General features: G+C 61.5%; 22 protein-coding genes and 1 pseudogene. 11 read left to right on the top strand and 12 right to left on the bottom strand.

Features of this window, described 5'->3' with window-relative positions:
• Nucleotides 1-256: 256 nt before the first annotated feature.
• Nucleotides 257-430: pseudogene (locus ACZRKZ_RS09445) on the bottom strand (FAD-dependent oxidoreductase); the annotation flags it as partial.
• Between the two features lie 161 nt (nucleotides 431-591).
• Between ACZRKZ_RS09445 and hpaR the strand changes: the two are divergent.
• Together hpaR and ACZRKZ_RS09435 are read left to right on the top strand one after the other, a co-directional pair.
• Nucleotides 592-1014 carry a homoprotocatechuate degradation operon regulator HpaR gene (gene hpaR / locus ACZRKZ_RS09440; protein ID WP_463981448.1) on the top strand — a complete coding sequence of 141 codons (423 nt, stop codon included), beginning with the start codon at nucleotides 592-594 and terminating at the stop codon, nucleotides 1012-1014.
• A 68-nt stretch (nucleotides 1015-1082) separates the two neighbouring features.
• The gene (locus tag ACZRKZ_RS09435) at nucleotides 1083-2066 is read left to right on the top strand and encodes a GlxA family transcriptional regulator (protein ID WP_463981447.1); all 984 of its coding nucleotides are present in this window, start codon (nucleotides 1083-1085) and stop codon (nucleotides 2064-2066) included.
• A 27-nt stretch (nucleotides 2067-2093) separates the two neighbouring features.
• Here ACZRKZ_RS09435 and ACZRKZ_RS09430 read toward each other — a convergent pair whose 3' ends face one another.
• The gene (locus ACZRKZ_RS09430) at nucleotides 2094-3341 is read right to left on the bottom strand and encodes a methionine gamma-lyase (RefSeq protein WP_463981446.1); all 1248 of its coding nucleotides are present in this window, start codon (nucleotides 3339-3341) and stop codon (nucleotides 2094-2096) included.
• Between the two features lie 124 nt (nucleotides 3342-3465).
• Between ACZRKZ_RS09430 and ACZRKZ_RS09425 the strand changes: the two genes are divergently transcribed.
• Nucleotides 3466-3936 carry an Lrp/AsnC family transcriptional regulator gene (locus tag ACZRKZ_RS09425; RefSeq protein WP_133100505.1) on the top strand — a complete coding sequence of 157 codons (471 nt, stop codon included), beginning with the start codon at nucleotides 3466-3468 and terminating at the stop codon, nucleotides 3934-3936.
• A gap of 38 nt (nucleotides 3937-3974) precedes the next feature.
• Here ACZRKZ_RS09425 and ACZRKZ_RS09420 read toward each other — a convergent pair whose 3' ends face one another.
• From ACZRKZ_RS09420 to pmrG, 3 genes are all read right to left on the bottom strand, one after another.
• Nucleotides 3975-5489 carry an ArnT family glycosyltransferase gene (locus ACZRKZ_RS09420; RefSeq protein WP_463981445.1) on the bottom strand — a complete coding sequence of 505 codons (1515 nt, stop codon included), beginning with the start codon at nucleotides 5487-5489 and terminating at the stop codon, nucleotides 3975-3977.
• Nucleotides 5490-5546: 57 nt separating this feature from the next.
• Nucleotides 5547-7232: a lipid IV(A) 4-amino-4-deoxy-L-arabinosyltransferase gene (arnT, locus tag ACZRKZ_RS09415; RefSeq protein WP_463981444.1), complete on the bottom strand. Its 1686-nt coding sequence runs from the start codon at nucleotides 7230-7232 to the stop codon at nucleotides 5547-5549.
• A gap of 158 nt (nucleotides 7233-7390) precedes the next feature.
• Entirely contained in the window at nucleotides 7391-8065 is a 675-nt protein-coding gene (pmrG, locus tag ACZRKZ_RS09410) for a lipopolysaccharide core heptose(II)-phosphate phosphatase PmrG (RefSeq protein ID WP_463981443.1), read from the bottom strand.
• Nucleotides 8066-8354: 289 nt separating this feature from the next.
• Between pmrG and ACZRKZ_RS09405 the strand changes: the two genes are divergently transcribed.
• Genes ACZRKZ_RS09405 through ACZRKZ_RS09395 form a run of 3 tightly spaced genes read left to right on the top strand, consistent with a single transcriptional unit; the run spans nucleotide 8355 to nucleotide 12559 of the window.
• A complete protein-coding gene (locus tag ACZRKZ_RS09405) occupies nucleotides 8355-9023 on the top strand; it encodes an ABC transporter ATP-binding protein (protein WP_350615703.1) in 669 nt (222 codons plus the stop codon).
• Nucleotide 9024: 1 nt separating this feature from the next.
• Nucleotides 9025-11502, top strand: a complete 2478-nt coding sequence (locus tag ACZRKZ_RS09400; RefSeq protein WP_463981442.1) for an ABC transporter permease — start codon at nucleotides 9025-9027, stop codon at nucleotides 11500-11502.
• The gene (locus ACZRKZ_RS09395; RefSeq protein ID WP_463981441.1) at nucleotides 11492-12559 is read left to right on the top strand and encodes a lipocalin-like domain-containing protein; all 1068 of its coding nucleotides are present in this window, start codon (nucleotides 11492-11494) and stop codon (nucleotides 12557-12559) included. Before ACZRKZ_RS09400 ends, ACZRKZ_RS09395 begins: the two co-directional genes overlap by 11 nt.
• A gap of 135 nt (nucleotides 12560-12694) precedes the next feature.
• Here ACZRKZ_RS09395 and ACZRKZ_RS09390 read toward each other — a convergent pair whose 3' ends face one another.
• From ACZRKZ_RS09390 to ACZRKZ_RS09380, 3 genes are all read right to left on the bottom strand, one after another.
• Complete coding sequence (locus tag ACZRKZ_RS09390) at nucleotides 12695-13792, bottom strand: SMP-30/gluconolactonase/LRE family protein (protein WP_149413174.1); 1098 nt, start codon at nucleotides 13790-13792, stop codon at nucleotides 12695-12697.
• Nucleotides 13789-14475, bottom strand: coding sequence for a sterol desaturase family protein (locus ACZRKZ_RS09385; RefSeq protein WP_463981440.1), 687 nt, complete (start codon nucleotides 14473-14475; stop codon nucleotides 13789-13791). The genes ACZRKZ_RS09390 and ACZRKZ_RS09385 overlap by 4 nt, the downstream gene beginning before the upstream one ends.
• Before the next feature lie 105 nt (nucleotides 14476-14580).
• Entirely contained in the window at nucleotides 14581-15444 is an 864-nt protein-coding gene (locus tag ACZRKZ_RS09380; protein WP_350615855.1) for a LysR family transcriptional regulator, read from the bottom strand.
• Nucleotides 15445-15652: 208 nt separating this feature from the next.
• Here ACZRKZ_RS09380 and ACZRKZ_RS09375 point away from each other — a divergent pair, with 208 nt between their 5' ends.
• Nucleotides 15653-16558, top strand: coding sequence for a LysR family transcriptional regulator (locus ACZRKZ_RS09375; RefSeq protein ID WP_463969292.1), 906 nt, complete (start codon nucleotides 15653-15655; stop codon nucleotides 16556-16558).
• Nucleotides 16559-16618: 60 nt separating this feature from the next.
• Here the strand turns inward: ACZRKZ_RS09375 and ACZRKZ_RS09370 are convergent, their stop codons facing one another.
• The 3 genes from ACZRKZ_RS09370 to ACZRKZ_RS09360 all read right to left on the bottom strand — a co-directional run bounded on the left by ACZRKZ_RS09370 (nucleotide 16619) and on the right by ACZRKZ_RS09360 (nucleotide 20903).
• Nucleotides 16619-17965, bottom strand: coding sequence for an OprD family outer membrane porin (locus tag ACZRKZ_RS09370; protein WP_463981439.1), 1347 nt, complete (start codon nucleotides 17963-17965; stop codon nucleotides 16619-16621).
• A 101-nt stretch (nucleotides 17966-18066) separates the two neighbouring features.
• Entirely contained in the window at nucleotides 18067-19419 is a 1353-nt protein-coding gene (locus ACZRKZ_RS09365; RefSeq protein WP_463981438.1) for a citrate-proton symporter, read from the bottom strand.
• Between the two features lie 95 nt (nucleotides 19420-19514).
• On the bottom strand, nucleotides 19515-20903 hold the full coding sequence (locus ACZRKZ_RS09360; protein ID WP_463981437.1) for an amidase: 1389 nt from the start codon (nucleotides 20901-20903) through the stop codon (nucleotides 19515-19517).
• A gap of 240 nt (nucleotides 20904-21143) precedes the next feature.
• On the opposite strand from ACZRKZ_RS09360, the gene ACZRKZ_RS09355 reads away from it, so the two are divergent.
• Both ACZRKZ_RS09355 and ACZRKZ_RS09350 read left to right on the top strand, forming a co-directional pair.
• Complete coding sequence (locus tag ACZRKZ_RS09355; RefSeq protein WP_463981436.1) at nucleotides 21144-22202, top strand: diguanylate cyclase; 1059 nt, start codon at nucleotides 21144-21146, stop codon at nucleotides 22200-22202.
• 68 nt (nucleotides 22203-22270) lie between these two features.
• Nucleotides 22271-23506: a M20/M25/M40 family metallo-hydrolase gene (locus ACZRKZ_RS09350; protein WP_463981435.1), complete on the top strand. Its 1236-nt coding sequence runs from the start codon at nucleotides 22271-22273 to the stop codon at nucleotides 23504-23506.
• 82 nt (nucleotides 23507-23588) lie between these two features.
• Here ACZRKZ_RS09350 and ACZRKZ_RS09345 read toward each other — a convergent pair whose 3' ends face one another.
• Complete coding sequence (locus tag ACZRKZ_RS09345) at nucleotides 23589-24497, bottom strand: LysR substrate-binding domain-containing protein (protein WP_463981434.1); 909 nt, start codon at nucleotides 24495-24497, stop codon at nucleotides 23589-23591.
• Between the two features lie 106 nt (nucleotides 24498-24603).
• Between ACZRKZ_RS09345 and ACZRKZ_RS09340 the strand changes: the two genes are divergently transcribed.
• A complete protein-coding gene (locus ACZRKZ_RS09340) occupies nucleotides 24604-25470 on the top strand; it encodes a pirin family protein (protein ID WP_463981433.1) in 867 nt (288 codons plus the stop codon).
• 135 nt (nucleotides 25471-25605) lie between these two features.
• Complete coding sequence (ycaC, locus tag ACZRKZ_RS09335; RefSeq protein WP_133100476.1) at nucleotides 25606-26232, top strand: isochorismate family cysteine hydrolase YcaC; 627 nt, start codon at nucleotides 25606-25608, stop codon at nucleotides 26230-26232.
• The last annotated feature ends 116 nt before the right edge of the window (nucleotides 26233-26348 follow it).

Below are 26348 nucleotides of genomic sequence, written 5' to 3'. Positions count from 1 at the left end.
GTCAATTGGAAAAAGCATCGGCGTTCCCTCGCGCTGAGTGATCAGGCGAGAGACTTTGCAGAGGTTTACAAGGCTGGGGAGTAGAGGTTATCTGGCCGCGTGGTAGGACGTTTCGTTAAAAAACAGCGTGGTTTCAAACCTCACCCACCAGCACCAGGCCACCAGTTTTCCCGGCCACCTGTTCCAGCAGTTCGCGACGGCGGCCGATCAGCACCAGGTTGGTGCCTTCGGCGGCGTACAAGCGGGCGCAGGCCGCGCCAACGTCCTTCTTGATCTTCTCCAGATCGTGGCCGATGCCCGCCATGATCTGTCCGCCGTTACGCCCGGTGCCACCAAAACCCAGGTAGCGCGCCTCCAGCACGACGTCAGCTTCCACATCCTGTTCCAGGGTCGGGAAACTGAGGTTGTATTTCTTGGTAGCGGTGTAATATTAGGGGCCCTGGCGGGGTGGATGTCTTGATCCTGCGTGCCGAGACTTTTGATTCAGCGCGCCAGAACCCAATGGTGACCAAGAAGTTATAGCGCGCACAAGGGAGCGGGGGGTTAGAGTTTCGTTAAATTATTAACTAAATAAATCGTGACCCTGATCTTATGCTAAAACCCCGGCAATCCCTGACCTTGACCTTGTTGCAGGCCCGCGAAGCGACCATGGCTTTTTTCCGGCCGCTGCTCAACGAACATGAACTGACCGAACAGCAATGGCGGGTGATCCGCATCCTGCGCCAGCAAGGCGAACTGGAAAGTCATCAACTGGCTCATCAGGCCTGCATCCTCAAGCCGAGCATGACCGGCGTGCTGACACGGCTGGAGCGCGATGGCATCGTGCGGCGGAGCAAATCCAGCGAAGACCAGCGCCGGATGTTCGTCGCCCTGACCGAGCAAGGGCAACAGTGCTTTGTCGAGATGAGCGCGGGGATGGAAAGTAACTACCTGAAGATTCAGGAACAGTTTGGCGAGGAGAAGTTGGAGCAGTTGTTGGCGTTGCTCAATGAGCTAAAGGGCATCAAGCCCTGAACCAACAGGTTGGTTAACGCTACGGAGTAGTTGGAATAGTGACGCAAAGACGGCAATTCAGCACAGGCATGAAGGGCAAGAACCTGCGCTATCTGAATGAAAATCCAGGCCAGGTGCCGCGAATGGTTCGAACAGGCTTTCTGCTGCTTGAACACTTTTCGTTGCCCGCGTTTACCCAGGCCCTGGATACGATCATTACCGCGAACCTTCTGCGCCCCGGCTTGTTTGCTTCGCGCACGTTCGGATTGACCGAAGCAGAGGTTATCAGCGATTTGGGCCTGGTCATTCGCCCGGATGCTCGTATCGATTGTTCGGTGACCCAAGACCTCGACCTGCTGGTCATTTGCGGCGGCTACCGGACTGCGCTGAAGGCTGATGATGCGTTCATTCACTTGCTGCAAGCCGCGGCGCAGCAGGGTGTCAGCCTGGCCGGGTTGTGGAATGGCGCATGGTTCCTGGGCAAGGCCGGCGTTCTTGACGGTTATCGTTGCGCCATCCACCCCGAACATCGGCCCGCACTCACAGAGATCGCCAAGGTCAGCCATGTCAGCAGTGAGCCCTATGTGATTGATCGCGACCGGCTCACCGCGTCCAGTCCCTCGGGTGCTTTCCATATGGCGCTGGACTGGATCAAGGGGTTGCACGGTAAGGCGTTGGTGGAGGGTGTCGAGGACATCCTGGCATTTGAGGAGTCTCGTTATCGGCGCATAAAGCCTGCTGAAAATATCTGTGTGAGCGCGCCATTGCGTGAGGTGGTGAGGCTGATGGACGCCAACCTCGAAGAGCCTTTGGCGTTGGAGCAATTGGCGGGCTACGCGGGCCGTTCACGTCGCCAGTTGGAGCGGCTGTTCCGAGAGCAGCTCGGGACAACGCCGCAACGTTATTATCTGGAGCTGCGTATTACTGAGGCGCGGCGGCTGCTCCAACACACCGAGCTGTCTCAGGTCGATGTGCTGGTGGCCTGCGGTTTTGTTTCCCCCAGCCATTTCAGCAAATGCTATAGCGCGTATTTTGGCTACAGGCCGTCGAAAGAAACTCGCCTGATCAAGTAGCCTCACCGCCGTGCTGCGCCAGCCCTGTCACTTCGATGCATGCGACGCCATCAAGGCTTGGCGGGGCGCGGTGATTTTCGTGCTCCTGGCCAGGGCTTGCTGCACATCCGCCAACAGGTCCGCGACATCCTCAAGCCCCACCGACAGCCGCACCAAACCTTCACTGATCCCATGGTGGGCGCGCTGCTCCGGCGTGTAGGTAGAGTGGGTCATGCTCGCCGGGTGCTGCGCCAACGATTCGGCATCCCCCAGGCTGACCGCGCGGGTGAACAGCTTGAGCGCGTTCATGAAGCGCCGACCGGTTTCGATGCCGCCCTTGAGTTCAAAAGCGATCATGCCGCCGGGTAATTTCATCTGTCGTGCGGCCAGTTCGTATTGCGGGAAGGACGGCAGGCCGGGGTAGGTGACCCATTCCACTGCCGGGTGCGCCTGCAAGGCTTCGGCCACGGCCTGGGCGTTGCTGCAATGGCGATCCATGCGCAGAGCCAGAGTCTTGAGGCCGCGCATCAGCAGGAAGGCGTCTTGGGGCGACATCACTGCGCCGGTCAAATCCTTCAAGCCTTGCAGGCGAATCCGCTGGGCCAGGGCGTGGCTGGTGACGGCGATGCCCGCGGTGATATCACCGTGGCCGCTGAGGTATTTGGTGGCGGAGTGCACGACTACGTCGGCGCCCAGTTCCAGGGGGCGTTGCAGGTAGGGCGTGCAATAGGTGTTGTCAATCACCACAGTGATGCCGGGTTGTCGGTGGGCGATCTCGGCCACGGCGGCAATATCCACCAGTTGCAGGTTGGGGTTGGCCGGGGTTTCGCAGTAGATCATGCGGGTCGCGGGGGACAGCGCATCGCGCAGGGCGGCCAGGTCCGTCAGGTCGACGTGGCGCACCTTGATGCCGAATTCGCCGATGCCGTGGTGCAGCAGGGCGAAGGTGCAGCCGTATAACGTCTGGCTGACGATCACCTCATCCCCCGGTCGCAGCAGGGTCCAGAACGTCGCGGCAATGGCGCCCATGCCGGAGCTGAACGCCACTGCCGCGTCGCCGCCTTCCAGCGTCGCCATGCGCGATTCCAGCAGGGCCAGCGTGGGGTTGGAGATGCGGGTGTAGAAGTGCCCGTTTTCCTCGCCGGCAAAGCAACCGGCGCCATATTCGACCGTGGGGAAGGCGAAGGTTGCCGACAGATAAATCGGCGGTACCAGCGCGCCGTGATGGTCTTGCGGGTCGTAGCCGTGGTGGATGGCACGTGTAGAAAAGCCGAACGTATTGTGTTTATTTTTCATGGTCTCAGGCTCCTTATTTCCTACAATGCTATGCTCATAATCAAAGCTGAACATTCCATACTTTGCTGGGAAATCCCTCCAGTCTGGGATGAAAACCAATAAAAATGACTTTTTGAGGCAAGACATGCCTGCAAGCCTGGACCGTACCGATAAAGCCCTGTTAAACGCGTTGCAGGGTAATGCCCGCCTCACCGTCGCCGAGTTGGCCGAACGGGTTTCCCTGACCACCTCGCCGTGCTGGCGCCGCGTGAAGAACCTGGAAGACAGCGGGGTGATCAGCGGCTACCAGGCAATCCTTTCGCCCAAGGCGCTGGGGTATGGGGTGACGGCGTTTGTCAGCATCATGATGGACACCCACTCGCGGGAAATCGCCAGGGCGTTTGAACAGCGCTTGCTGGAGATCCCCGAGATCGTGGCCTGCCATAACGTGTCCGGGCGTTATGACTTTTTGCTGGAAGTGGTGGCCAAGGATTTGGAGTCTTTCGGCGAGTTTGCGCGGGAGGTGTTGCAGACGCTGCCGTGTGTGAAGGAAATCTATTCGAGTTTTTCCTATAAGTCGGTGCGGCCGTTGCGGGTGATTCCGTTGCCGGGTTAACCCTGGGGAGGCATCGAGTTAACAAACGTTATCCAGCGTTAGTGCGGGTTTGGCACAAACGCTACGCTCCCGCCGTCACGCCGCTGAAACAGTCGCTCGCCATTGTCCGGCTGGGTGCGGATCACCTGATGATCGCTGCCCAGATAAGCCAGTGGCGCCGGGTCATCTTTTGAATACTGCGCGACGATGATCGTGCGTTGCGTATCGAAGTGTTGGCCGCTGGCTTTGTCCAGCCAGGCCATGAACGCCGTGCTGTCGCCCTCGCGCGGGAAGTCCTGGGTTTGCGCCACGTAGTAGAACGGCGCGCCGTGGTTTTGCAGGTACATCGGTACTTTGTTATCCACTTCCACCATCACTATCCGCCATTGGTCCCAGGGTGCGCGTTTAACTGCCTGTGCTTGCACGTCGGCGGCGAAACGGGTGACGCCGCCGTTGCCGTTGGTCCATGGATAGAGCACCCCGAGGACCAGCATCAATACGACGGCGGCGACAGCGAAGCCACGGTTCCAAACGGCTGCACTGTGTTTGCGGGCAACGCGCTCACTGACCCACCACGCGGCCAGCAACTGCGCAAAGGGCACCAGTGGCAACACGTAGTAGCTGCGCCGACTGCCGCTGGCGGTAAAGAACAGGAATAATAAACCCAGGCCCCAGACCAGCCAGCGCACGTTGGGTTCGGTGTGGCGCCAGTGCCGCAGCGCCAGCCACAAGCCGAGTATCCAGCATGGCGCCCATGGCAAGGTGTAGGCCGGCAGGTAGATCAGGTAGGTGTAGATCGGTCCCATATGGTCGAAGGGGTCGAAAAAGCGCACCACGTTTTCCCGGAAGACCAATTGCAGGCCGCTTTCACCATAGGTGGGCGCGCCGTAGAGATGGGACAGCACAAAGGGAATGGCATAGAACGCCCCGGCGATCACCAGCGCCAGCAGCAGGCGCTGGTTGAGATGGCGTTTGTAGCGTCCCTCGCTTAGCAGGTGCGGCAGCAACACCAGCCCCGGCAGCACGAAGCCAATCAGCCCCTTGAACAGTGAGGTCGCGGCCAGCAGCAGGAAAAATACCGTGTAGCGGCCCAGTCGCGTGTCGTCCGGGCCGCGCCAGTACCACCAGACCGCCGCCAGCACGCCACACACCGTCAGCACATCGGCCGTGGCCACTCGGGCCCAGAACATGAAGTAGAAGGTGGTCGCCAGCATCCACCCAGCCATCAGCCCGGTGCCCTTGCGGTACAGGCGTTCGCCGATCAGGTACACCAACCAGATGCTCAGCCAGGCAGCAATCACCGAGGGCAGGCGCAACGACCATGGCCCGAGGCCGCCCATCAGCTTGGCGAACCCGGTGATCAACCAGTATGAGGGCAGGGGTTTGTCATAGTACGGCGTGCCCTTGAGGTAAGGGTCGAAGTAGTCGCCGCTTTGCAGCATCTGCAGGGTGATGTTCGCCCAGCGGGTTTCCGGCCCCCACACATCACGGCTGCCCAGGCCCAGCAACAGGATCACGGCGGACACGCTGAGGAGCAGGAACAGGGCGCCTCGTTCAGTTTTCCAGAAGGTCATGGGTGATGTCCGATTGAGGTTTTGAGGTGCAAACCGAATCAAAATAATGCTGCTGTGTTACGACAATTGCGGGTAAATCGTGATCACCAGATTGCCCTTGCGATAACGCTTGCCTCCTGGCGGCAACTGCCCGGCTTCGCGCATTTCGCTGGTGCTCTTGACCCGCAGCAGCACCCCCACCGACCCTCGCTGGCGTGCGTCGCTCATCCACGCCTGCACGCTGTCCAGGTCCACCTTGCGATGGATGACGTCGGCGTATTGCAGGCCGTAACGCAACTCGCCGACGGTGTCGTAGAACGTCACGTCGGGCCGCTGCAGACGCCAGGCCAGGGCCGACGCAGAGCCCAGTTCATTGCTCAGCAGTGAGCGGGTTTGTTGCAGCTCATCCAGGTGTTCGAGGATGAACTGGTCGGGCATTTCGTTATCCACCACCATGGCCGGCATTCCCGCCGGCAACAGTGCCACCAGCAACCAGATGCCCAGTGCCGGCATGGCCCATAAGGTCAGCGGGCGAAAGGCTTGCAGCAGGTTGGTGAGCATCCAGCCCATCAGCACGATAAAGGCCAGGGACAGGCTGAACATTTCCCGGTGGCTGTTGTTGTACAGCGGATCGGCGATTTGCAGGTACAGCAGGCCGACCATCGCCGCCATGCCGATAGCAAAGTTGAGCAGGCCGTTGAGGCAAATGGCGCGAGGTTTGCCTCGTGCCAGCAGGTCCATCAGGGTATGGCCCATCAGCAGGGCCAGGGGCAGCAGGCACGGCATGATGTAGGTCGCCAGCTTGCCGCTACTCAGGCTGAAAAAGCCCAGGGGCAGCAACAGCCACAGCGCCAGGAACAGGATTGGCGGGTCGGTTTTTTCGCGCCAGGTCTTGAGTAGAGTCATCGGCAGCAACCCGGCCCAGGGCAGAGCGGACACCACCATCAGCGGCAGGTAAAACCACCAGGGCCGAGCGTGTTGCGCGTTGTCGGCGGTAAACCTTCGAATGTGTTCATGCCAGAAAAAAAAGCGCCAGTAATCGGCTTCCTGCAGATGGATTGCCAGGGCCCAGGGCAGACAGACCAACGCGGCCACGCCCACGCCCATTGCCAGCGGGCCATAGCGCAGCAGTTCACCCAGCCGCCGCTGCCAGAGCATGTAGGGCACGGCGATCAGCACTGGCAACAGCCAGGCCAGAAAGCCCTTGGTCATAAAACCCATACCGCAGGCCAGGCCGAGTAAGGCCCATGCTGCGAGTCGCGCCCGGCGGGTGCTGCTGTCCAGGGCAAACCACAGCGCCACCAGGCTCAGGTTGACCCAGAAACTGAACTGCGGATCGAGGTTGGCATAGCCCGCTTGGCCGGCTACCAGGCCAAAGCTCAGGTAGAGCAGTGCGCAGGCGAAGCTTTTACGCGGCTCGTTCCACAAGCGGCGGGCGATAAGCCAGGTCAGCAGCACACTCAGCGCTGTGGTCAGGACCGAGGCGATGCGCACGCCGAACAGGTTGTCGCCAAACACTGCCTGGCCTACGGCAATCAGCCAATAGCCAGCGGCGGGTTTTTCGAAATAGCGCACGCCCATAAAGTGCGGCGCTATCCAGTGGCCGCTCATGAGCATTTCCTGGCTGACCTGGGCGTAGCGGGTTTCGTCGGGAATCCACAGGCCATGGTTGCCCAGGGGCAGCAGGAAAAACAGGACAAATGCCAATGCCAGTAGCAGCAATGGTTTAAGGCGGGCGTGTGCGGTAATAGGGAAAGGAATCACAGAGTGTCCACTCGGTAATTTAAATAAGGCTTCAAGTCATAACTGTTAGTGAACTATTGCAGGGCTCGACATGCGCCTGAGTTACAGCAACTAACGATGCCACGTCGTGGCTGTCGTTTTGCTGAACATTCCCGGTGTTATTACCTGTAAAGAAGTGCCTAGAGTTGTTTAAGCGCGGCGGCCCAATCCTGGCTGTTCATGATGCCCAGGGCCTTGAGCGTGCCGTCGGCGTTCACCTCGACAAACAGTGAACTGCCGTATTCAGCGGCGTCGGCATGCTCAAAGCCCAGGGCCCGTTCAAAGTCGCTGATACAGGCGCTGTGGGTGATCATCAGCAGGTTGCGCCCAGGGATCTTGTGGCCGAGGATTTCCTCGCCCATGGCGTCGCCGCAGATGGCCAGTGGGCCGGGGGACAATTGGGTTTTGCCAAACATGAACAATGAAGTCTGCGCCGTGCGGGTGGTGGGGCTGTTCAGCACATCGCTGTTGTCCATGCCCAGGGTGTGGAAAGCCTTGCCCAGGGCGCTCGCGGACTGGCTGCCCGGCAGGGTCAGGCCATCATCCGGGCCCAGGCAGGGATTGGTGGAGCGGTCGCAGCGTTCTTCATGGCGCACCAGTACGATCAGGTCGCCATTGTGCCAACTGGCCAATACCCCCGAGGTCAGCAGGCGATTGCCGACGCCCAGGTCCAGGGGTGAAGAGGGCCAGAACATCACGCCAGTCACCAGCAAACCGATAAAGGCCAGGCCCAGGCAGAGCTTTTTCAGGCCTTTTACAGGGGCCCGGCGGGAGCTGGGCTTGGTCAGGGTCAGATCAACCACACTCTTCACCATGGGGCACTGTTGGCGGCGTTGAATTGAACAGGCGCAGCTAACAGACAACTGCCTGTGGTGAAGCTAAAGCCTGTCATAGGACCGCTGTCTTTTTGCTGAACATGTGGGTATTAAAATTGTGCGCGTGAGGTAACTAACAAGTTTCAGGTAGCGGTGTAGTTACCTGCGCTTGGTGAGTAATTTAAAGTGCGGCAGGTGGCAACTCGGTGAAATCAATGTGAAAAATTTGCATGGGTTGGACAGTCAGCCGTTATCCTCGACCGCAGTCCATCGGCAAGCGAGTCTTTCCATGCTTCAGGTGCAAGGTGTCTTCAAAAGCTACGACACGCCTCAGGGTCCGTTGGCGGTGCTGGCGGGTGTCGACCTGCACCTGGCCGAGCGCAGCAGCCTGGCGCTGATGGGCGAATCCGGTAGCGGTAAAAGCACCTTGCTGCATCTGGTGGCGGGGCTGGACCGTGTTGATCGCGGCAGCATCCAGGTGGGCGAACAGCGCCTGGACCAGATGAGCGAGGCGCAGCTGGCTCACTGGCGGCGCACCGACATCGGCCTGGTGTTCCAGCAGTTCAACCTGATCGGCAGTTTGCGGGTGGAGGACAACCTGGCCTTCCAGGCGCGGTTGGCCGGGCGTTTTGATCCGCTGTGGCAGGCGCAATTGGTGGAGCGCCTGGGCCTGGGGGATTTGCTCAAGCGCTATCCCGAACAACTCTCCGGCGGCCAGCAGCAACGGGTGGCCGTGGGCCGCGCCCTGGCGTCCCGTCCCGGTCTGCTGTTGGCCGATGAGCCCACCGGTAATCTGGACGAAGCTACCAGCGACGAAGTGCTGAAATTACTCCTGGACCTGCTGCGCGATAGCCCGACCTGCCTGTTGATGGTCACTCACAGCCCACGCATCGCGGCGCAGTTGGACCGGCAGGTGGTGTTGCAGCGCGGCCACGTATTGACTGCGGCTACTCACTGAGGTGCGTGTCTTCTACTGGACCTTGCGCGCGTTACTCAGCCATTGGCGCCGCCACTCCGTGCAGTTCTTCAGCGTGCTCACTGGCCTGTGGCTGGCCACTGCGTTGTTGACCGGCGTGCAAGCCCTCAACAGCCAGGCGCGGGACAGCTACGCACGGGCCAGCCAGTTGATTGGCGGCGAGCCCCAGGCCAGCCTCGGCACGCCGGACGGCGCCAGTTTCCCTCAAGCGTTATTCGTTACTCTGCGCCGCGCCGGCTGGCCGGTGTCGCCGGTGGTGCAGGGGCGGTTGATCCTCAAGGGCCATGAAGAGCAACGTTTGCAACTGATGGGTATCGACCCCGTCTCGCTGCCTGGTGGTGGAACGGTCGCCGGGCAGACGTTGGATCGGGCGCAGATGATCGCCTTCTTCAATCCGCCGGGACGCACCTGGATCGCGCCCCAGACCCTCCAGGCGTTGGGGTTGCACGATGGCGACCAGCCGCTGAGCGCCAGCGGGCAAGCCTTGCCACCGCTGCATGCACAGCCGGACATGGCCCCCGGTTTGCTGCTGACGGACATCGGCTTCGCCCAACTGCTGCTGGGCATGCCCGAGCGCCTGTCGCGGCTGTTGCTGGACAAAGACTTTGCCGCGAGCGATCCGGCATTGCCGGCGCAGTTAAGTGGGCAACTGCAACTCAAGCACGGCGAAGAAAACAACCTGTCGCGCCTGACCGAAAGCTTCCACCTAAACCTCGATGCCCTGGGATTCCTGTCGTTCGTGGTAGGGCTGTTTATCGTCCACGCCGCCATCGGCCTGGCCCTGGAGCAACGGCGCGGCCTGCTGCGCACCTTGCGTGCCTGTGGGGTCTGCGCGCGGATGCTGATTGTCAGCCTGAGCGTCGAGTTGGGTGGCCTGGCCTTGTTGGGCGGTCTTGCTGGTGTCGCCAGCGGCTACCTGCTGGCCAGCCTGTTGCTGGCGGATGTGGCGGCCAGCTTGCGGGGTTTGTATGGCGCCGAGGTGCCGGGCCAACTGAGCCTGACCCCGCTGTGGTGGGCCAGTGGCCTGGGCTTGAGTGTGCTGGGCGCCTTGCTCGCCGGCGCCAGCAGTTTGTGGCGGGCGGCGCGTTTGCCGTTGCTGGCCCTGGCCAACGCACAAGCCTGGCACCAGGCCCACGGGCGCTGGTTGCGGCGTCAGGGTTGGGTGGCCGGCGCGGCATTGCTGATCGCTCTGTTGGCGCTGCTGCTGGGCGACAGCCTGGCCAGCGGTTTTGTGTTGATGGCCGCCTTGTTACTGGGGGCGGCCCTGGGTTTGCCAGTAGTGCTCAACGGCCTGCTCAAGGCGGTATTGGGGCGCAGCCGTTCGGTGCTGGGGCAATGGTTTCTCGCCGATTGCCGTCAGCAGTTACCGGCCCTGAGCCTGGCCCTGATGGCGTTGCTGTTGGCGCTGGCGGCAAATATTGGCGCCGGCTCCATGACCTCGGGGTTTCGTCACACCTTCAACAACTGGCTGGAGCAACGCCTGACCGCCGAGCTGTACCTCAACCCGCAGAACCCGGCTCAGGCCGAACACCTGCACAGTTGGCTGGCACAGCAACCGCTGGTCCAGACCGTATTGCCCTCCTGGCAAGTCGCGGTGCAATTGCAGGGCTGGCCGGCGGAGGTCTTTGGCGTGGTCGATGACCCGACCTATCGCCAGCACTGGCCGCTACTGGAAGCGGTGGCTGGCGATCCCTGGGATCAGTTGCTGCAAAGCGACACGCTGATGCTCAGCGAACAACTGGCGCGTCGGCTGAAGGTGCAGTTGAACGATGTGGTGACGATCCCCACGTCCCAGGGGCCGTGGTCGCCCAAAGTCGTGGGGATTTATGCCGACTACGGCAACCCCAAGGGCCATCTGCTGGTCAATGCCCAGCACCTGTTGCAGCACTGGCCGGCCTTGTCGCCGGCGCGATTCAATCTGCGGGTATTGCCGGCCAATGTGCCGGCGCTGATCGGTGAAGTGCAAAAGCAGTTCGCGCTGGAAGACAGCCGCATCGTAGATCAACAGCAACTCAAGGGCTGGTCGAGCCAGGTCTTCGAGCGCACCTTCGCCGCCACCGCTGCGCTCAATAGCCTGACCCTGGGCGTAGCCGGCGTTGCGCTGTTTATCAGCCTGTTGACCCAGAGTCAAAGCCGCCTCGGCCAACTGGCGCCGTTGTGGGCGTTGGGGGTGACGCGGCGCCAATTGATGCTGCTCAACCTGGGGCAAACCTGGCTGCTGGCGGTGCTGACCCTGGTACTGGCGTTGCCCCTGGGGCTGCTGCTGGCCTGGTGTCTGGATACGGTGATCAACGTCCAGGCTTTTGGCTGGCGCTTGCCGTTGCAGGTTTTTCCCTGGCAGTTGGCGCAGTTGCTGGGGCTGGCGATGGTAGCGACGTTGCTGGCTTCGGCCTGGCCGCTGTGGCAGTTGTACCGCAGCCGGCCAGCGGATTTGTTGAGGACCTTTGCCAATGAAGATTAAGTGCCTGCTGTGGGCTGCCTTGCTGTGGTCGCTTGCTGCTTGCGACCAGCAGGCGCCGCCCGAGGAAAGCTTCGCCGGCCTTGGCAGCGACGCCTCGGACTTTGCCCAGGTAGTGCCCGGTAAGGTCTTCAGCTTTCCCGAGGATCACGGGCCACATGACGGCTTTCGCATCGAGTGGTGGTACGTTACCGCCAACCTGAAGGACGCTGAAGGCAACCTGTTCGGCGTGCAATGGACACTGTTTCGCAATGCCCTCAAGGCTGGCCCCGTGCAGCCGGGCTGGCGCGACTCTACCGTCTGGCTGGGCCACGCCGCCGTCACCTCGGCCACAAGCCACTACTCCGCCGAGCGCTACGCCCGAGGCGGCGTGGGCCAGGCGGGGGCCAACGCGCTGCCCTTCAATGCCTGGATCGACGACTGGAACTTTGCCACCCGCGCCGGTGCTGCAAGCCCCTTGGCCGACATGCAACTCAAGGCCAGCGGCGAGCACTTCAACTACGACCTGCAACTGACTTCCAGTCGCCCCTTGGTACTCCAGGGCGACCAGGGCTATAGCCGCAAATCCGACCAGGGCCAGGCGTCGTATTACTACAGCCAGCCGTTTTTCCGGGCCCATGGCACGGTCACTATCGACGGTAAACGCTATCAGGTCAGCGGCCCCGCCTGGCTCGACCGCGAGTGGAGCAGCCAACCCCTGACCGCCAACCAGACCGGCTGGGACTGGTTCTCCCTGCATCTGGACAGCGGCGAGCAGTTGATGCTGTTTCGTGTGCGGCAAAAAGAAGGCGCGGCCTACCTGATGGGCACCTGGATCGACCATCAGGGCCGCACCCAGATCCTGCACAATCAGGATATCCAGCTCACGCCGTTGACCAGTACCGAGATCGACGGGCGCAGCGTACCCACGCGCTGGTCGCTGAAAGTCCCTGGAAAAAATCTTGATATCACCACCGAAGCAGTCAATCCCAAGGCGTGGATGAACCTGAGTATTCCTTATTGGGAAGGGCCGGTGAAGTTCCAGGGTGGGGTAGGGTATCTGGAGATGACCGGGTACTAGGTCTGCGGGCCGTAACTCTGCTTATGGTCAAACTTTGGCGAGGCTGCGTCAGGCGCGCCGCGGTTCCTTTGCCTGGCTTGATGGCAGTGTGCGGCCAACGTAGCCTCGCTAAAGCTCGACAACTACCTTTTTTCGTTAGTGCGCCAGCGCCAGCTTCATCGGCAAGCGTGCCATGCTGGTGTTCTTCAGCGAGCCCAGGTAGAGCCAGTCGCCATATTCACGGGCGGTGGTGATGGGTGAGTAGTTGCCGGCGCTGCCATCCTGCAGGTTGGCGATTACCTGGCCATTGACGTCCAGCCCCAGGACAAAGGCTTTGCGCTCTATCGGCTTGGGCACCACCATCAGTGCTCGCACCATCACCTTGCGCATCAGCGGATAACCGGCAAAGCCATCGAGCAGCGGGTTGCGCGGCGAATACAGGGCCACCCAGAAACGGTCCTGGCCGTTGAAACTGAGGTTGTCCGGCAGCCCCGGCAGGTTGTCGATAAACAGGTCATGGGTGCCAGCTTTGCCGCCCTTGAGCCAATAGCGGCTGATGCGATAGGCACCGGTTTCGTTGACCAGCACATAGTTCTCGTCAGGGCCCAACGCCACGCCATTGGCGAACTGCAACTGATCGAGCAGCACTTCGGTCTGGTTGTTGCTGAAGTCGTAGCGCAACAGTCGACCATCGCCGCCGTGTTCGATCACTGCTTCACCGTCCTCGCCATAACCCCAGCGGCTCGACGCATCGCTGAAGTAGGCATAACGCCCGGCAGCGTCCACGGTAACGTCATCGGTAAAACCGAACGGCAGGCCGTTGGCACTGGTGCTCAGGGTGGTGAGTTTGTGCTGGGTATCCAGGGCCAGTAGGCCTTTGACACCGTCGGCAATGATCAGGCGACCGTCCGGGTGCAGTGCCAGGCCCAAGGGACGGCCACCGGTATTGGCCAGCACTTCCAGGGTTTTGCTTTCGGGCGAGGTGCGGATGATGCGGCCGTCATGCAGGCCGGTAATGAGAAACCCCTGGGCATCCACCAGCAACGCTTCGGGCCCGGCGATCTCCTGGGCGCCGATGCGTTGCACGTCCTTGAGGCGCTGGTTTTCGGCGAAGGGCCCATCCTTCATCGACGGCGCCTTGGGGGGCGACCAGTTGACAGGCTGGACCTTGGTGGGCATCAACAGCAGGAAGGCAACGACCACAATCAGGATCAGCAGGAGTAAATGGCGAACTTTTCTTGAACGGGTACTCATGACAATTTCCGTGAGTCTTTGGGTTGAGGGGCGGCCGGCTCCCAGTGCAGGGTGCCGAACAGGTAATCCATCAGCGGCAGCACGATATTGAAGTTGCGGCCTTGCATCAGTTCGCGGCGGTGATGCAGCGCGTGCAACTGGCGCATCTGCTTGATCCATGGCAGGCGGGCCAGGGGATGGTTCTCGTGCAGGTGTTCGCAGGCATGGAAGATTTCATAGAGCAGGTAGCCGAGGATCATGCACCCGGCGAACAACCCGGCGACGTTGGGGTTCAGCTGTTTGAGCAGCCACCAGGCGGGCAGGGTGATGGCCAGGCTGTGAAGGACGATCAGCCAGGCGGGAAACAGGATCACTCGCCAGTCTTTCGGGCTGTCGTAGGTCATGTGGCCAGGGGTGAAAAAGCTGTGGTGGTCGCCGGTGTGGCGGGCGTAGAACAGCTTGGCAAAGCCGTGTTTGTGGTGGCCCAGGTAGCGGTGGACGAGGTAGATGCACAGGTTGAAGAACACCAGGGCCAGGGGGATGGTCAGCCATTCCCAGGGCTGGATCTGGTGGGTGCTGCGCCAGGATAGGGTGATGCATAGCAGGCCGTAACCCAGTACGAAACAGGCATGCAGCCAGGGGTTGTAGCGGGGGTGGACGCTGGCGCGATAGCGGGTGCGGAAAGCCTCGGTGGGGTGGTTCATGGGCGGGGCTCGTTGTTTTTTTATTGGAGGTGAGGTTAGTTGCTTGTGGGGATTATGCGAGCTCGTGGCGGCTTTAGGGTCGACCAGGCGCGGGCAACCCGTGGCTCAAATCACCGGGTCCCAGCGCTGTGACCAATCACTTTCCGCCTTGACCACGCCCCGAAGCAACACCAGCGCCTGTTGCAACACCGCACAATCGCGCTCTCGCGAATACACCAGGTAGGTGGGGAAACCAAACTCCGGCGCCTTGGGCACCCGCTCCATCACCCCACTGTCGAGATAACTCTGCACCACCCGCGTGCGGAAATACCCGGCGCCGCCGTTCTCCAGAATGTACTGCAACGCCAACGGCCCAAGATTGAAACTCACCGCCGCCCGCGCCTTGTCCGGCAAGGCCGCGTCGTGCTGCTTACGGAAACCCGGGCCCCAGTCGATATACACATAGGGATCGGGCCGAGCCACCAGTCGCACCTGGATCAACTTCTCTTCCAGCACTTGTTCCACCTGTAACCCCGGCCAGTACTGCGGCTGGAACACCAGCGCAGCATCCAGTACTCCCAGTTCCAATTGGCGCAACAGGTATTCACCGTCGCGGATTTCCGTGCGCAGGGCATGACCGGGGATGTGTTCGCGCAGGGCCTGGGCCCAACTGAGCATCAGCGGGTTGCACAGGCTGACTTCGCCACCGATGTGCAGCACGTTGCGGTAACCGTCGGGCAGCGGCAGGTCGCGGCGCGCCGCTTCCCAGGTCTGTACCAACTGATTGGCATACACCACGAAGGCCTCACCGTCTGCGGTCAGCCGGGCGCCGGCGCGGTTGCGTACGAACAGCGTGCTGTCGAGTTGGCTTTCCAGCTTTTGCACGCGGGCGGTGATGGCGGTCTGGGTGACATGGAGTTTCTCGGCCGCGGCGGCCAGACTGCCGCAGCGGGTGATTTCCAGGAAGGTGCGTGCCAGTTCGATGTCCATGTCGGTCCCGAGGGTGAGTAGGACGAGCATTGTAGAGCAGATCAAATGTGGGGGCTGGCTTGCCTTCGATGGCGGCCTGGTAGCCGGCCGGGATGCTGGATTTGATTGAGTACATACCCTCGTTTTCAGTCAAGAAGGGTCGCAAACAGGTCTGGCGCAGTAATTGCCTCCCTTCACCGCTCAGTCTTTATGCAGGAGCAACCCGACCATGCAATTACGAGCCTTGCGGTATTTCCACGAGGTCGCGCGCTGCGCTTCGTTGCGTAAGGCGGCTGAGCGGTTGTACGTCACGCCGACGGCCGTGAGCCGGCAGATCGAGCACCTGGAGCACTTCTTTGGTGCCGCCCTGATTGAGCGCGGGCCCCGAGGTATTCGTTTGACGGTGGAAGGCGAATGCTTGGCCGAACAGGTAACTTCCACACTGCGCGGCCTCGATCAAGTGCGTGATGTGATTGCCAGCCGACAAAGCCAGGTGGCGGGTAATATCAGCATCCATGTGTCAGAAAGTATCGTTTCCACCGTGCTGGCGCCGGTGCTCGCCGCGTTTTATCGCGCTCATCCCAAGGTCACCTTCAATATCGTCATCGCCAGTGCATCGGCCACCCTCGATGCCTTGTGCAGCGGTGAGGCCGACCTTGGGCTGGCGTTCTACCTGCAGGAGCGGGCCGACGTCGAAGTCACCGCACAATGTGAGTTGTGGCACCGGGTGCTGGTGAGCACCGAGCATCCCTTCGCCCAGCGCGACAGCATTGAATTGAGCGAACTGGAAGGCCAACCCCTGGCCATTCCCGACTCCGCCTATGGCGCGCGCCAGGCCCTGGAAGTGGCGGCAAGGAAGCGTGGAGTAACCCTTGAAGCGGTGTTCACCACCAGTTCCCTGGAGGTGCAGAAAAGCCTGGCCCGGCAGCGGGCGGCAGTGTTGATCCTGCCTCAGGTAGATGCCGAGGCGCGGGACCTGGGGGATGGTCTGGTGGCCGTGCCGATTGCCGATGAATACCTGGGCCGGATTCGCATCGACCTGTGTGTGTACCGCAATCGCCCCCGTTCGGTGGCGGTGCTCAAGTGCCAGGAAATGTTGGCCAGTGCCATGCAGCACTATGCGTTGGTGGAATGAGTCATCAATCCGGTGCGCCATTCGATGCCCGTCAGCCTGTCGACGGCTGACGGGCTCGACTTAGAACAGGTTGATCGGGAAGTTGCCGACAATCCGGAATTCATCGTAACTGCCATCAATCTGTCCACCACTGGCGCGGTGGTTGTAGACGATGGTGCGCAGCACGGCGTTTTTCAGTTTTCCGGACTGCACCACATAGGCCAGCATCAGGCCGTTTTCGTTGTGCTTGGCATTGTCCAGGCCGCGCACGTTGTAGCCGGTGTTGTGGCCGTTTCGGTCGCCGTCGTAGTGAGTACCGTCGATGCCCCAGCCCTTGGCGTGCCACAGGCTGGCAGTCAGGCCGGGAACACCGTAGGCCGCCAGGTCGATGTCGTAGCGCAGTTGCCAGGACTTTTCGTTGGGGCCGTTGTAGTCCGAGTACAGCGAGTTGGCCATGTAGTTGCCAGTGGATTCCCACACGTAGTCGAAGTACTCGTTGCCGAACACCTGCTGCCAGGCCAGGGTCAGGCTATGGGCCTGGTGGGTGGCGGTGACGGCCAGGCTGGCGGCGTTGTTGTCGATGTAGCCCAGGCGTTGCTCACCAGAATCGCGGGTGTGGTAGTAGTTGAAGGCGGTCTTCAGGGCCAGGTCGGATTTGTCGCCGATGCGGTGAGCCAGGCCGACATAGTATTGGTCCCACATGTCTTCGAAGCGCGAGCCGTAGAGGCTGGCTTCCAGGCCATAGCCCGGCTTGATCGTGGCGCCCAGGTAGCTGATGCGCGCACCGCTGTAGGCGCGGTTACCGAAGGTGGTGGTCAGGCGTTCGGCACCGGTGCCGGTGCGGGGGATCGCCCGGTCGAAACTGCCGCCTTGAATCGACAGCCAATCCAGTTCGTTGCTGTACAGCCCCACGCCCTGGAAGCTGGAGGGCAGGGCGCGGTTGTCCTTGTAGCGCAGTATCGGGTTGTCGGTCATCAGGCGGCCGGCCTTGAGTTCGGTGCTGGACAGCCGAACGCGCACATCGCCCACCCCCAGCCGGCTCCAGGTCGGGATGGCGTCGCCGTCGCTGTCCACCAGCACGCGGTCGCCGCCATTGGCCACCTTGCCATGGCCACGTTCCAGGTTGACCGCGCTGAATACGCCCACGTCGACACCGACGCCAATCAGGCCCTGGGTGTAGCCGGAGCTGTACTTGAGCATGCTGGTCTGTACCCAGGTTTCCCGCACGCGGGTCGGCTCGATGCCGCCGGGTTTCTTGATGCTCAGGTGTGTGGTGCGCTTTGTGTGCTGGTTGGAATAGTAGTGACGCAGATTCAGGTCCAGGGTGCTGCCTTCAAGAAAACCGGGCGCGCTGGCCTGGGCATTCTCTTGAGCAAAAGCCTCGGTGCTTGTGGCCAGGGTGACGGCCAGCAAAAGACGTGGATACATGGTGAATCCCCACACAAATAAGACGTAAGGCGACCGTCTCGGTCAAGCCTATGGGCTCGACCGGTCAGTGGCGAAAAGACGCGCGACAGTGGGAAGCGGTATCAGCGAACCGGGGCTTCTGCGAGCCGGGTTTCGCGGGCCGGTTGGCCAGGCAGCGATGGCCGGGTTTCCTTGGCAAACCAGGCGGCGGTCAGGCACACCACGTTGGCGATCAGTAAGTACCAGACCGGCGACATCGGGTCACCGGTGGTGCCGATCAGCCAGGTGATAATGATCTGCGCGGTGCCGCCAAACGCCGCCACGCCGAAGGCGTAGACGATGGAGAAACCGGTGGAACGTACCGACTTGGGAAAGCTCTCCACCAGCAACACGATCAACGCCGCGCCACTCATGCCATGCAGGCCCGACAGTACAGCCAGGGTGATGAGGAAGGTCGAAGGGCTGGGGTGTTCGGTCATCAGTTGCAGCGCGGGGAACAGGATCAGCAGCAACACCACCCGTGGCGTCATCAGAATCACGCGGCGGCCGAAGCGGTCGCAGAGCATACCGCCGGCGATTGCGCACACCGCCATCGCCGCCCCGGCCACCAGGGTGGAGAGCATGGAAATGCTGGTGGGCAACTTCAGTTCGGTGAGGGCGAAGGTGGTCATATAGTTGAGGAAGTACTGGGTGATGGTGCTGCCGGAGAGGATCAGCAAGCCCAGCACCAGCGCCCGCCGATGTTTGCCGCAGACTTCCCGCACCAGCTCTCCGGTGCTGGTCTGCTCGCCGTGGCCGTGGAAGGTTTCTGCCAGGTTGCGGCGGATGTAGATGCCGATGGGCAACACCAGCAGACCGAACACGAACGGCACGCGCCAACCCCAGCTGTTGAGGTCTTCGGGCGACATGACTTTGGTCAGGGTATAACCCACCAGGCCTGCAGCCATCGCCGCGACGCCTTGGGCGACCACTTGCCAACAGGCATAAGTGCCGCGCTTGTGCGGTGGTGCGGCCTCCAGGATGTAAGTGGTGGCGGGGCCGGCTTCACCGCCCCAGGCCAGGCCCTGGATCATGCGGGTGACCACCAGCAGGATCGGCGCGGCGATGCCAATGGTCTCGTAGCCGGGCAAGATCGCAATACTGCCGGTGCCCACAGCCATCATCACCAGGGTCAGCAACATCGCCGGTTTGCGCCCGACACGGTCGGCGTAGGCGCCAATCAGCACGGCGCCCAACGGCCGGACGATAAAGCCGATGCCGAAGGCTGTGACCGACAGCATCAAGCTGACGAAAGCGCTGTCGGAGGGGAAAAACGTGTGGCCGATCATCACCGCGAAAGTCGCGTACACACCAAAGTCGAAAAACTCCACCGCGTTGCCCAGCACCACGGCAAAGATGCTCTTTTTACCAGCGTCCGGGGACGGTGTTTCGGGTGTCTGATCCGGATCGGATCGGGTCAATTGTTCAGTGTGCATACCAGCCCCTCGATTTTAGTTATAAGTCGTCCAGACCCCGGCCGGGTGGCCGAGGAACAGGCGTGTGGGTGGGCAGTTCAGTTACAGCATTAAAGTCAGGACGGGTTCGGCCAGTGGTGGATTGCGCCACGCCAGCTCTCATAGGTTTTAGCGATTTGCAGCAGCCAGATATCGGCGAAGCGCGGTGCGATCATTTGCAAACCGATGGGCATGCCGTCGGCGGCGAAACCGCAGTTGATCGACAGCGCCGGTTGTTCGCCCATGTTCCACGGCACAGTGAAGACGATGTGCTCGAACGGTTGTTGCGGGTCATTGCTCGGTGACGGCCACTCGGCGGGGAAGGCGTTGACCTGGTTGGTGGGCGAGAGGATCAGGTCCAGATCGCTGAACGCTTGCGCTGCGCGACGGCGCATTTCGAACGTCTGATTGAAGCCCTGCACGGCTTGCACGCCCGTGATGTCGGCGCCCGGTGCGGCCCAGTCGCGGATATAGGGCAAGACTTTGTCGAACTGCTCGCTGCTCAAGGCCGACAAGTCGCCCCATTGCCGGGCGCGCCAGAATTGGTCGAGGCCGTCGAGTTGCGCACGGTCCATGATCGGAGGGATCAGCGTGACCTTGGCGCCATGGGCCTCGAACAACCGTGCGGCTTGCTCGACCGCCTCGCAGACAAACCCCTCCGGTTGTAGACCGGCACCGGGTTCGAGCATCAAACCGACGCGCAGGCCCTTGACCGACAGCGGCTGGTTGCTCCACTCGGTGGTGAGTGGCGGCAGGCTGGTGGCGTCGCGGGCATCGGGGCGAGCCAGGTGCTGCATCATCAACACGCAGTCGTCGACCGTGCGGGTCATGGGGCCGGCGGTGCGGCCGGTGTAATACGGGTCGATGGGGATTCGCCCCAGCGTCGGTTTGAAACCCACCAGGCCACACCAGGCGGCGGGCAGTCGCACCGAGCCGCCGATGTCGGTACCGATGTGCAGAGGGCCGTAACCGGCAGCGGCGGCAGCGGCGGCGCCGGAGCTGGAACCGCCGGTGTTGTTGGCGATGTTCCACGGGTTGCGGGTGATGCCGTGGAAACTCGACAGACCGGAGGAGAGCATGCCGAAATCGGGGGCGGTGGTTTTAGCGAGAATGATGGCGCCGGCTTCGCGCATTCGTGCGGCAGGAGGGGCATCGTTCAAGGCCGGCGTGAGGCGGGTGGCGGCGCTGCCGAGGGGGATCGAGGTGCCTTTTGTGGCGATCAGTTCCTTGACGGTGACGGGGACGCCGTCGAGTACGCCATTGGGCTGGCCTTTGTTCCAGCGCTCGGTGGAGGCTTGGGCTTGCTGGCGGACCTGGCCCGGGTCGAAGGCGTAGAGGGCGCGGATTTTTGGTTCCCAGCGGTCGATATGGGCCAGCAGGTGGTCGTAGTAGTCGATGGGGGACAGTTGCCGGCTGGCAAATTGCTCCAGCAGTTGCGCGGCCGTGAGGGTGTGCAGATCAGTCATCGAGCGCTTCCTTGGATGGGCCTGGGCTCATGGCGGGTGGTTATTGGTCTGGACTATATAAACCCTTTGGGGGATCGGCCATCACAAACGAGGCAGTGCGGTGTTGCGCTTTTGTGTGCACTCGGGGTGGCGCAAGCAAGTCGGCACGCCTATCTCCGCGGTGATTAACCCTCTGAACGGTAGTGGCTATTGGCCGTTGCCCTGATAGACTTCCTGCATTCATCCAGGATCAACGAGACCATGCCAGCTACAGGAGGAAAAGGACTTCCACTCGCCAAACGCCTGTACAAATCCCGCAGCCTTGGGCTGAGCCTCGGGTTTATCTGCGTGGTTGCCGGCATGTATCCATTGGCCCCACCCAACTGGGTCTGGGCCTGGATGATCATCAACGCCTTTGTCTGGCCGCACCTGGCTTACCAATGGTCGCGCCGCGCCAAAAACTCCCTGCGTAGCGAGCACCGTAACCTGCTGTTCGATTCGTTTTGCGGTGGTTTCTGGGTCGCTGCCATGCAGTTCAATCCGCTGCCCAGTGTCACCACCTTGTCGATGATGACCATGAACAACGTCGCCATCGGCGGCCCACGGTTCATGCTCATCGGTTGGCTGGCCCAGGCGCTGGGGATAGGCGTGTCGATGTTGATATTCACCCCGACATTCATCGCCTTGACCAGCGAAACCCAGCTCTACGCCTGCCTGCCGATCCTGATGATCTACCCCCTGGCCCTGGGTTGGATTTGTTACCGCCAGGCCATCACCCTGGCCCAGCACAAACGCGAGTTTCTGGCCCTGAGCCGCACTGACAGCCTGTCCGGTTTGCTCAATCACGGTGCCTGGAAAGACCACTTGGAAATCGAGTTCCAACGCTGCCGCGAAGAGCAGCAGGGCGCCGCCATCGCCTTGATCGACATCGACCACTTCAAAGTCATCAATGACACCTACGGCCATGTCACCGGCGATATCGTGCTGCGCCAGTTGAGCAAAGTGCTGCGCCAGAACCTGCGGGCCACTGATCTGGCCGGGCGTTATGGCGGCGATGAGTTTTGCGTGATTCTGCCGGACATGCCCCTGGGCCGCGCCACCGAAGTGATGGAGGCCTTGCGCGACCGCTTCAGTTCCCTCGGCTACGCCCAGGACCCGACTTTGTGCGCCAGCCTGAGCATCGGCCTGGCGCCGTATCAACCGTCTCACGACGATGCCACCAGTTGGCTCAACGATGCCGACCAGGCGTTGTACGAGGCCAAGAGCAGCGGGCGCAATCGGGTCAGTGCAGTGCAGGGGAGTTGGCTGAGGTCGGTTTGAGGATCAACAAACCGGTTTTTGTCAGGTAGGGTGTGGCGCTACCTTCCAACAAAAATAAGGATCGGTTCATGACCTTCAATTTTCACCGCACCTTACTGGCCGCCACCCTGGCGCTGTCTTTTGGCTTGGCAATGCCGGCCTTCAGCGCCGAACCTCACAAGCTGATCCAGGCCGATGCCGAACAGTACAAGGCCGATGCCCTGAAACTGCTGGAGCGCCTGGTGAATATCGATTCGGGTTCCGGCTACGAGCCCGGCCTGACCCAAGTGCGGGACATCGCCGTCGATGAGCTGAAGCAACTCGGTTTCAGCATCGAGCTGGTGCCGGATGCCGCCGCCAACAACAGCCATGTGATCGCCACCCTCAAGGGCACCGGCAAAGCGAAAATCCTGCTGATGGCGCACATGGACACCGTGTTCAAGGAAGGTTCGGCGGCCGAGCGGCCGTTTCATATCAAGGATGGCCGCGCCTACGGTCCAGGGGTGATGGACGACAAGGGCGGCATCGTTGCCGGGATCTATGCCTTGAAAGTGCTGAAAAACCAGAACTTCAAGGACTACGCGCAGATCACCTTCCTGCTGGACGCCAGCGAAGAAACCGGCTCCGACGCCGCCACCGATCTGATCAAAAAAACCGCCAAGGCCCATGACGTCACCCTCAACCTGGAACCGGGTCGCCCGGCCGATGGGCTGGTGGTTTGGCGCAAGGGCAGCGCCACCGCCGTGGTCGAGGTCAAGGGCAAGGCCGCTCACGCCGGTGTCGCGCCGGAACTGGGTCGCAACGCGGCGATGGAAGTGGCGCACCAGATCCTGCAACTGGGCAAGCTGGGGGACGAGGAGAAGAAGACCACCATCAACTTCACCGTGCTCAAGGCTGGCGACCGCACCAACGTGATCCCCGATCAGGCCATCGCCAAGGCTGACGTGCGAGCGGCGTTACCGGAAGAGTTTGATCGCATCGAGAAGGATCTGGCGCGGGTTTCGGCCAATAAACTGATCCCGGAAACCGAAGTTAAAACCACCCTGCAACGCGGCTTGCCGCCGATGCCGCAAACGCCGGAGTCGGACAAGTTGGTGGCCATCGCCCAGGGGATCTATGGCGAACTGGGCCGCAAGCTGACCATCGAAGGCAGCGGCGGCGCGGCTGATGCCAGCCTGTCGGCAGGCGTGGGTACGCCGACGCTGGATGGTTTCGGGATTGTTGGGGGCAATATCCACACTTCAGAGGAATATGCCGAAGTGGAGAGCGTGGCGCCACGGATTTACCTGTTGAGCCGGATGATCATGGAGCTTTCCAAGCGCTGATATGAAGAATAAGTACTTACTCATCTTTTGATACTCGTCATTAGCTACGCGAGCGTTGACCGTCATAGAGGTGGATACCTATCTACGCCATATCGCTTTGCGCAAACGCTTCGCCAAGAAAATCGATCAAGGTGCGCACCGACGGCAACAAGCCCCGGCGTGACGGGAAGATTGCATGGACGATCCCGGTTCTCGGCGACCAGCCGGGAATCAGGCTCACCAGGCGGCCCGCCGCGATGTCTTCGCGCACCACCACGCTGGGCAGGTGCGCCACGCCGATACCACCGCACGCCGCATGCCGCAGGGCGAGCAGGTCATCGGTGATCATTCGCGGGAAATGCCGGATCACCGCACTGGCGCCGTTCTCACCAAACAACTCCCACTGATACTCCCGCTGCGCCGAGCCCCAATGCAGGCTCGGCAAGCCATTGAGGTCGGCCGGCAGCGGTGGGTTCGACAGGTGTGACACAAACAGCGGGCTGCCCACCAGGCACTGGGTACTGTTGCCCAACACCTTCATCACCAGGTCGGTGTTTTCCAGTGGCGGGAAGCGGATGCGCAGGGCGACATCAACGCCTTCGTGGATCACATCGACCCGCCGGTTGGTGCTCTCGATATGCAATTCCACCAGCGGGTACTTGAGCATGTAGCGAGTCAGCATTGGCCCGACCCAGGAGTTGAGCAGGGCGGTGGGGCAGCTCAAACGCACGATACCCTGGGGTTCGGAACGGTTGCGCTCGATCACTTCGGCGGCGCTTTCGGCTTCCACGCGCATCGCCAGGCAGCGCTGGTAATAGGCCTGGCCGATCTCGGTGAGGGAACAATGGCGGCTGGAGCGGTTGATCAAGCGCACACCCAGGCGCTCTTCCAGCTCCGAAATACGTCGGCTGAGCTTGGACTTGGGCATGTCCAGCGCCCGGCCTGCCGCTGCAAAACCACGGTGTTCAACCACCTGGGTGAAGTAATAGAGGGTGTTGAGGTCTTCCATCATCGTTCTCCAAATAGAACGCTAAGGGTCATTTTTGCTGTCTAGTGCTGAAAAGGTAACGGATTTAAGGTGTGTCCATGAACTGCTTTCACCCATTTGGAGACACACCATGAAAAATATCATCGGTATCTACACCAGCCCACGAGGCCATTGGGTGGGCGACGGCTTTCCGGTTCGCACCCTGTTTTCCTACGACACCATGGGCAAGCACATCAGCCCGTTCCTGTTGCTGGACCACGCCGGCCCTGCCGATTTCACCCCCACCGAACAACGTCGCGGCGTAGGCCAGCACCCTCATCGCGGTTTTGAAACCGTGACCATCGTCTACAAGGGCGAAGTCGAGCACCGGGATTCCACCGGCGCCGGCGGCAAAATCGGCCCGGGCGATGTGCAATGGATGACGGCCGCCAAGGGGATTCTCCACGAGGAGTTCCATTCCGAGGCCTTCGCCCGCAGTGGCGGCGCGCTGGAGATGGTCCAGTTGTGGGTCAACCTGCCGGCCAAGGACAAAATGGCCGACGCCGGTTACCAGACCATCCTCGACGGCGATATCCCGTCGCTGCCCCTGGCCGATGGTGCCGGCAGCCTGCGCCTGATTGCCGGCGAATTTGCCGGAGCCCAAGGCCCGGCGCGCACCTTCACGTCGATTGACGTGTGGGATGTGCGACTCAACGCCGGCAAGTCCGTGACCCTGGACCTGCACGCCGGACGCAACACGGCCCTGGTAGTGCTCAAGGGCACGGTGCAGGTCAACGGTTCGGAACTGGTGCGCGAAGGGCAACTGGCGCTGTTTGAACGCGATGGCGATCAGATCAGCCTGGAGTCCAACAACGACGCCATGGTCCTGCTGCTCAGCGGCGAGCCCATCGACGAGCCTATCGTCGGCCACGGTCCGTTCGTAATGAACACCGAGCAGGAAATCCACCAGGCCTTCGCCGACTTCCAGTCCGGCCAGTTTGGCCAGATGCACGGATAAGCGTTCGCCGGGGCCATGGATGGCCTTTACTCCTTAATCTTGCGTGCGCCGACCTTTTGGTGGGCGGCGCCCGGCTGCACCCGATTCACCCACGCCGAACCGACTCGGCATAACCACTGAAACGAGGACTACCCCATGACTACAGCCTACAAACGTCTCGACAAGGACAACGCCGCCGTTCTGCTGGTTGATCATCAAGCTGGCCTGCTGTCCCTGGTGCGTGACATCGAACCGGACAAATTCAAGAACAACGTGTTGGCCCTGGCCGATCTGGCCAAGTACTTCAACTTGCCGACCATCCTCACCACCAGCTTCGAAACCGGCCCCAACGGCCCGCTGGTGCCGGAACTCAAGGCGCTGTTCCCGGACGCGCCGTACATCGCCCGCCCAGGCCAGATCAATGCCTGGGACAACGAAGACTTCGTCAAGGCGATCAAGGCCACCGGCAAGAAACAGCTGATCATTGCGGGCGTGGTGACGGAAGTGTGCGTGGCATTCCCGGCGCTGTCGGCCCTGGCGGAAGGTTTTGAGGTGTTTGTGGTGACGGATGCGTCCGGCACTTTCAACGAGATCACCCGTCATTCGGCCTGGGACCGCATGTCGGCCAACGGCGCGCAACTGATGACCTGGTTCGGCCTGGCCTGTGAGCTGCATCGCGACTGGCGCAACGATGTGGAAGGTTTGGGGGCTTTGTTCGCCAACCACATCCCGGACTATCGCAACCTGTTTACCAGCTACAACGCGTTGACTGGCGCCAAATAAAACAACACTGCCGCTCTCATGTGGGCAGGGCTTACTGTGGCGAGCGGGCAAACCCGCTCGCCACAGGGAGTCCGCCAGCCATACCTATGCAGTGACCGCATCGCGGGCAAACCACA

This window comes from Pseudomonas sp. c313 (assembly GCF_055407145.1).
Note: the sequence above shows the minus strand (reverse complement) of the source record. Positions and strands in the feature narration are given on the sequence as shown.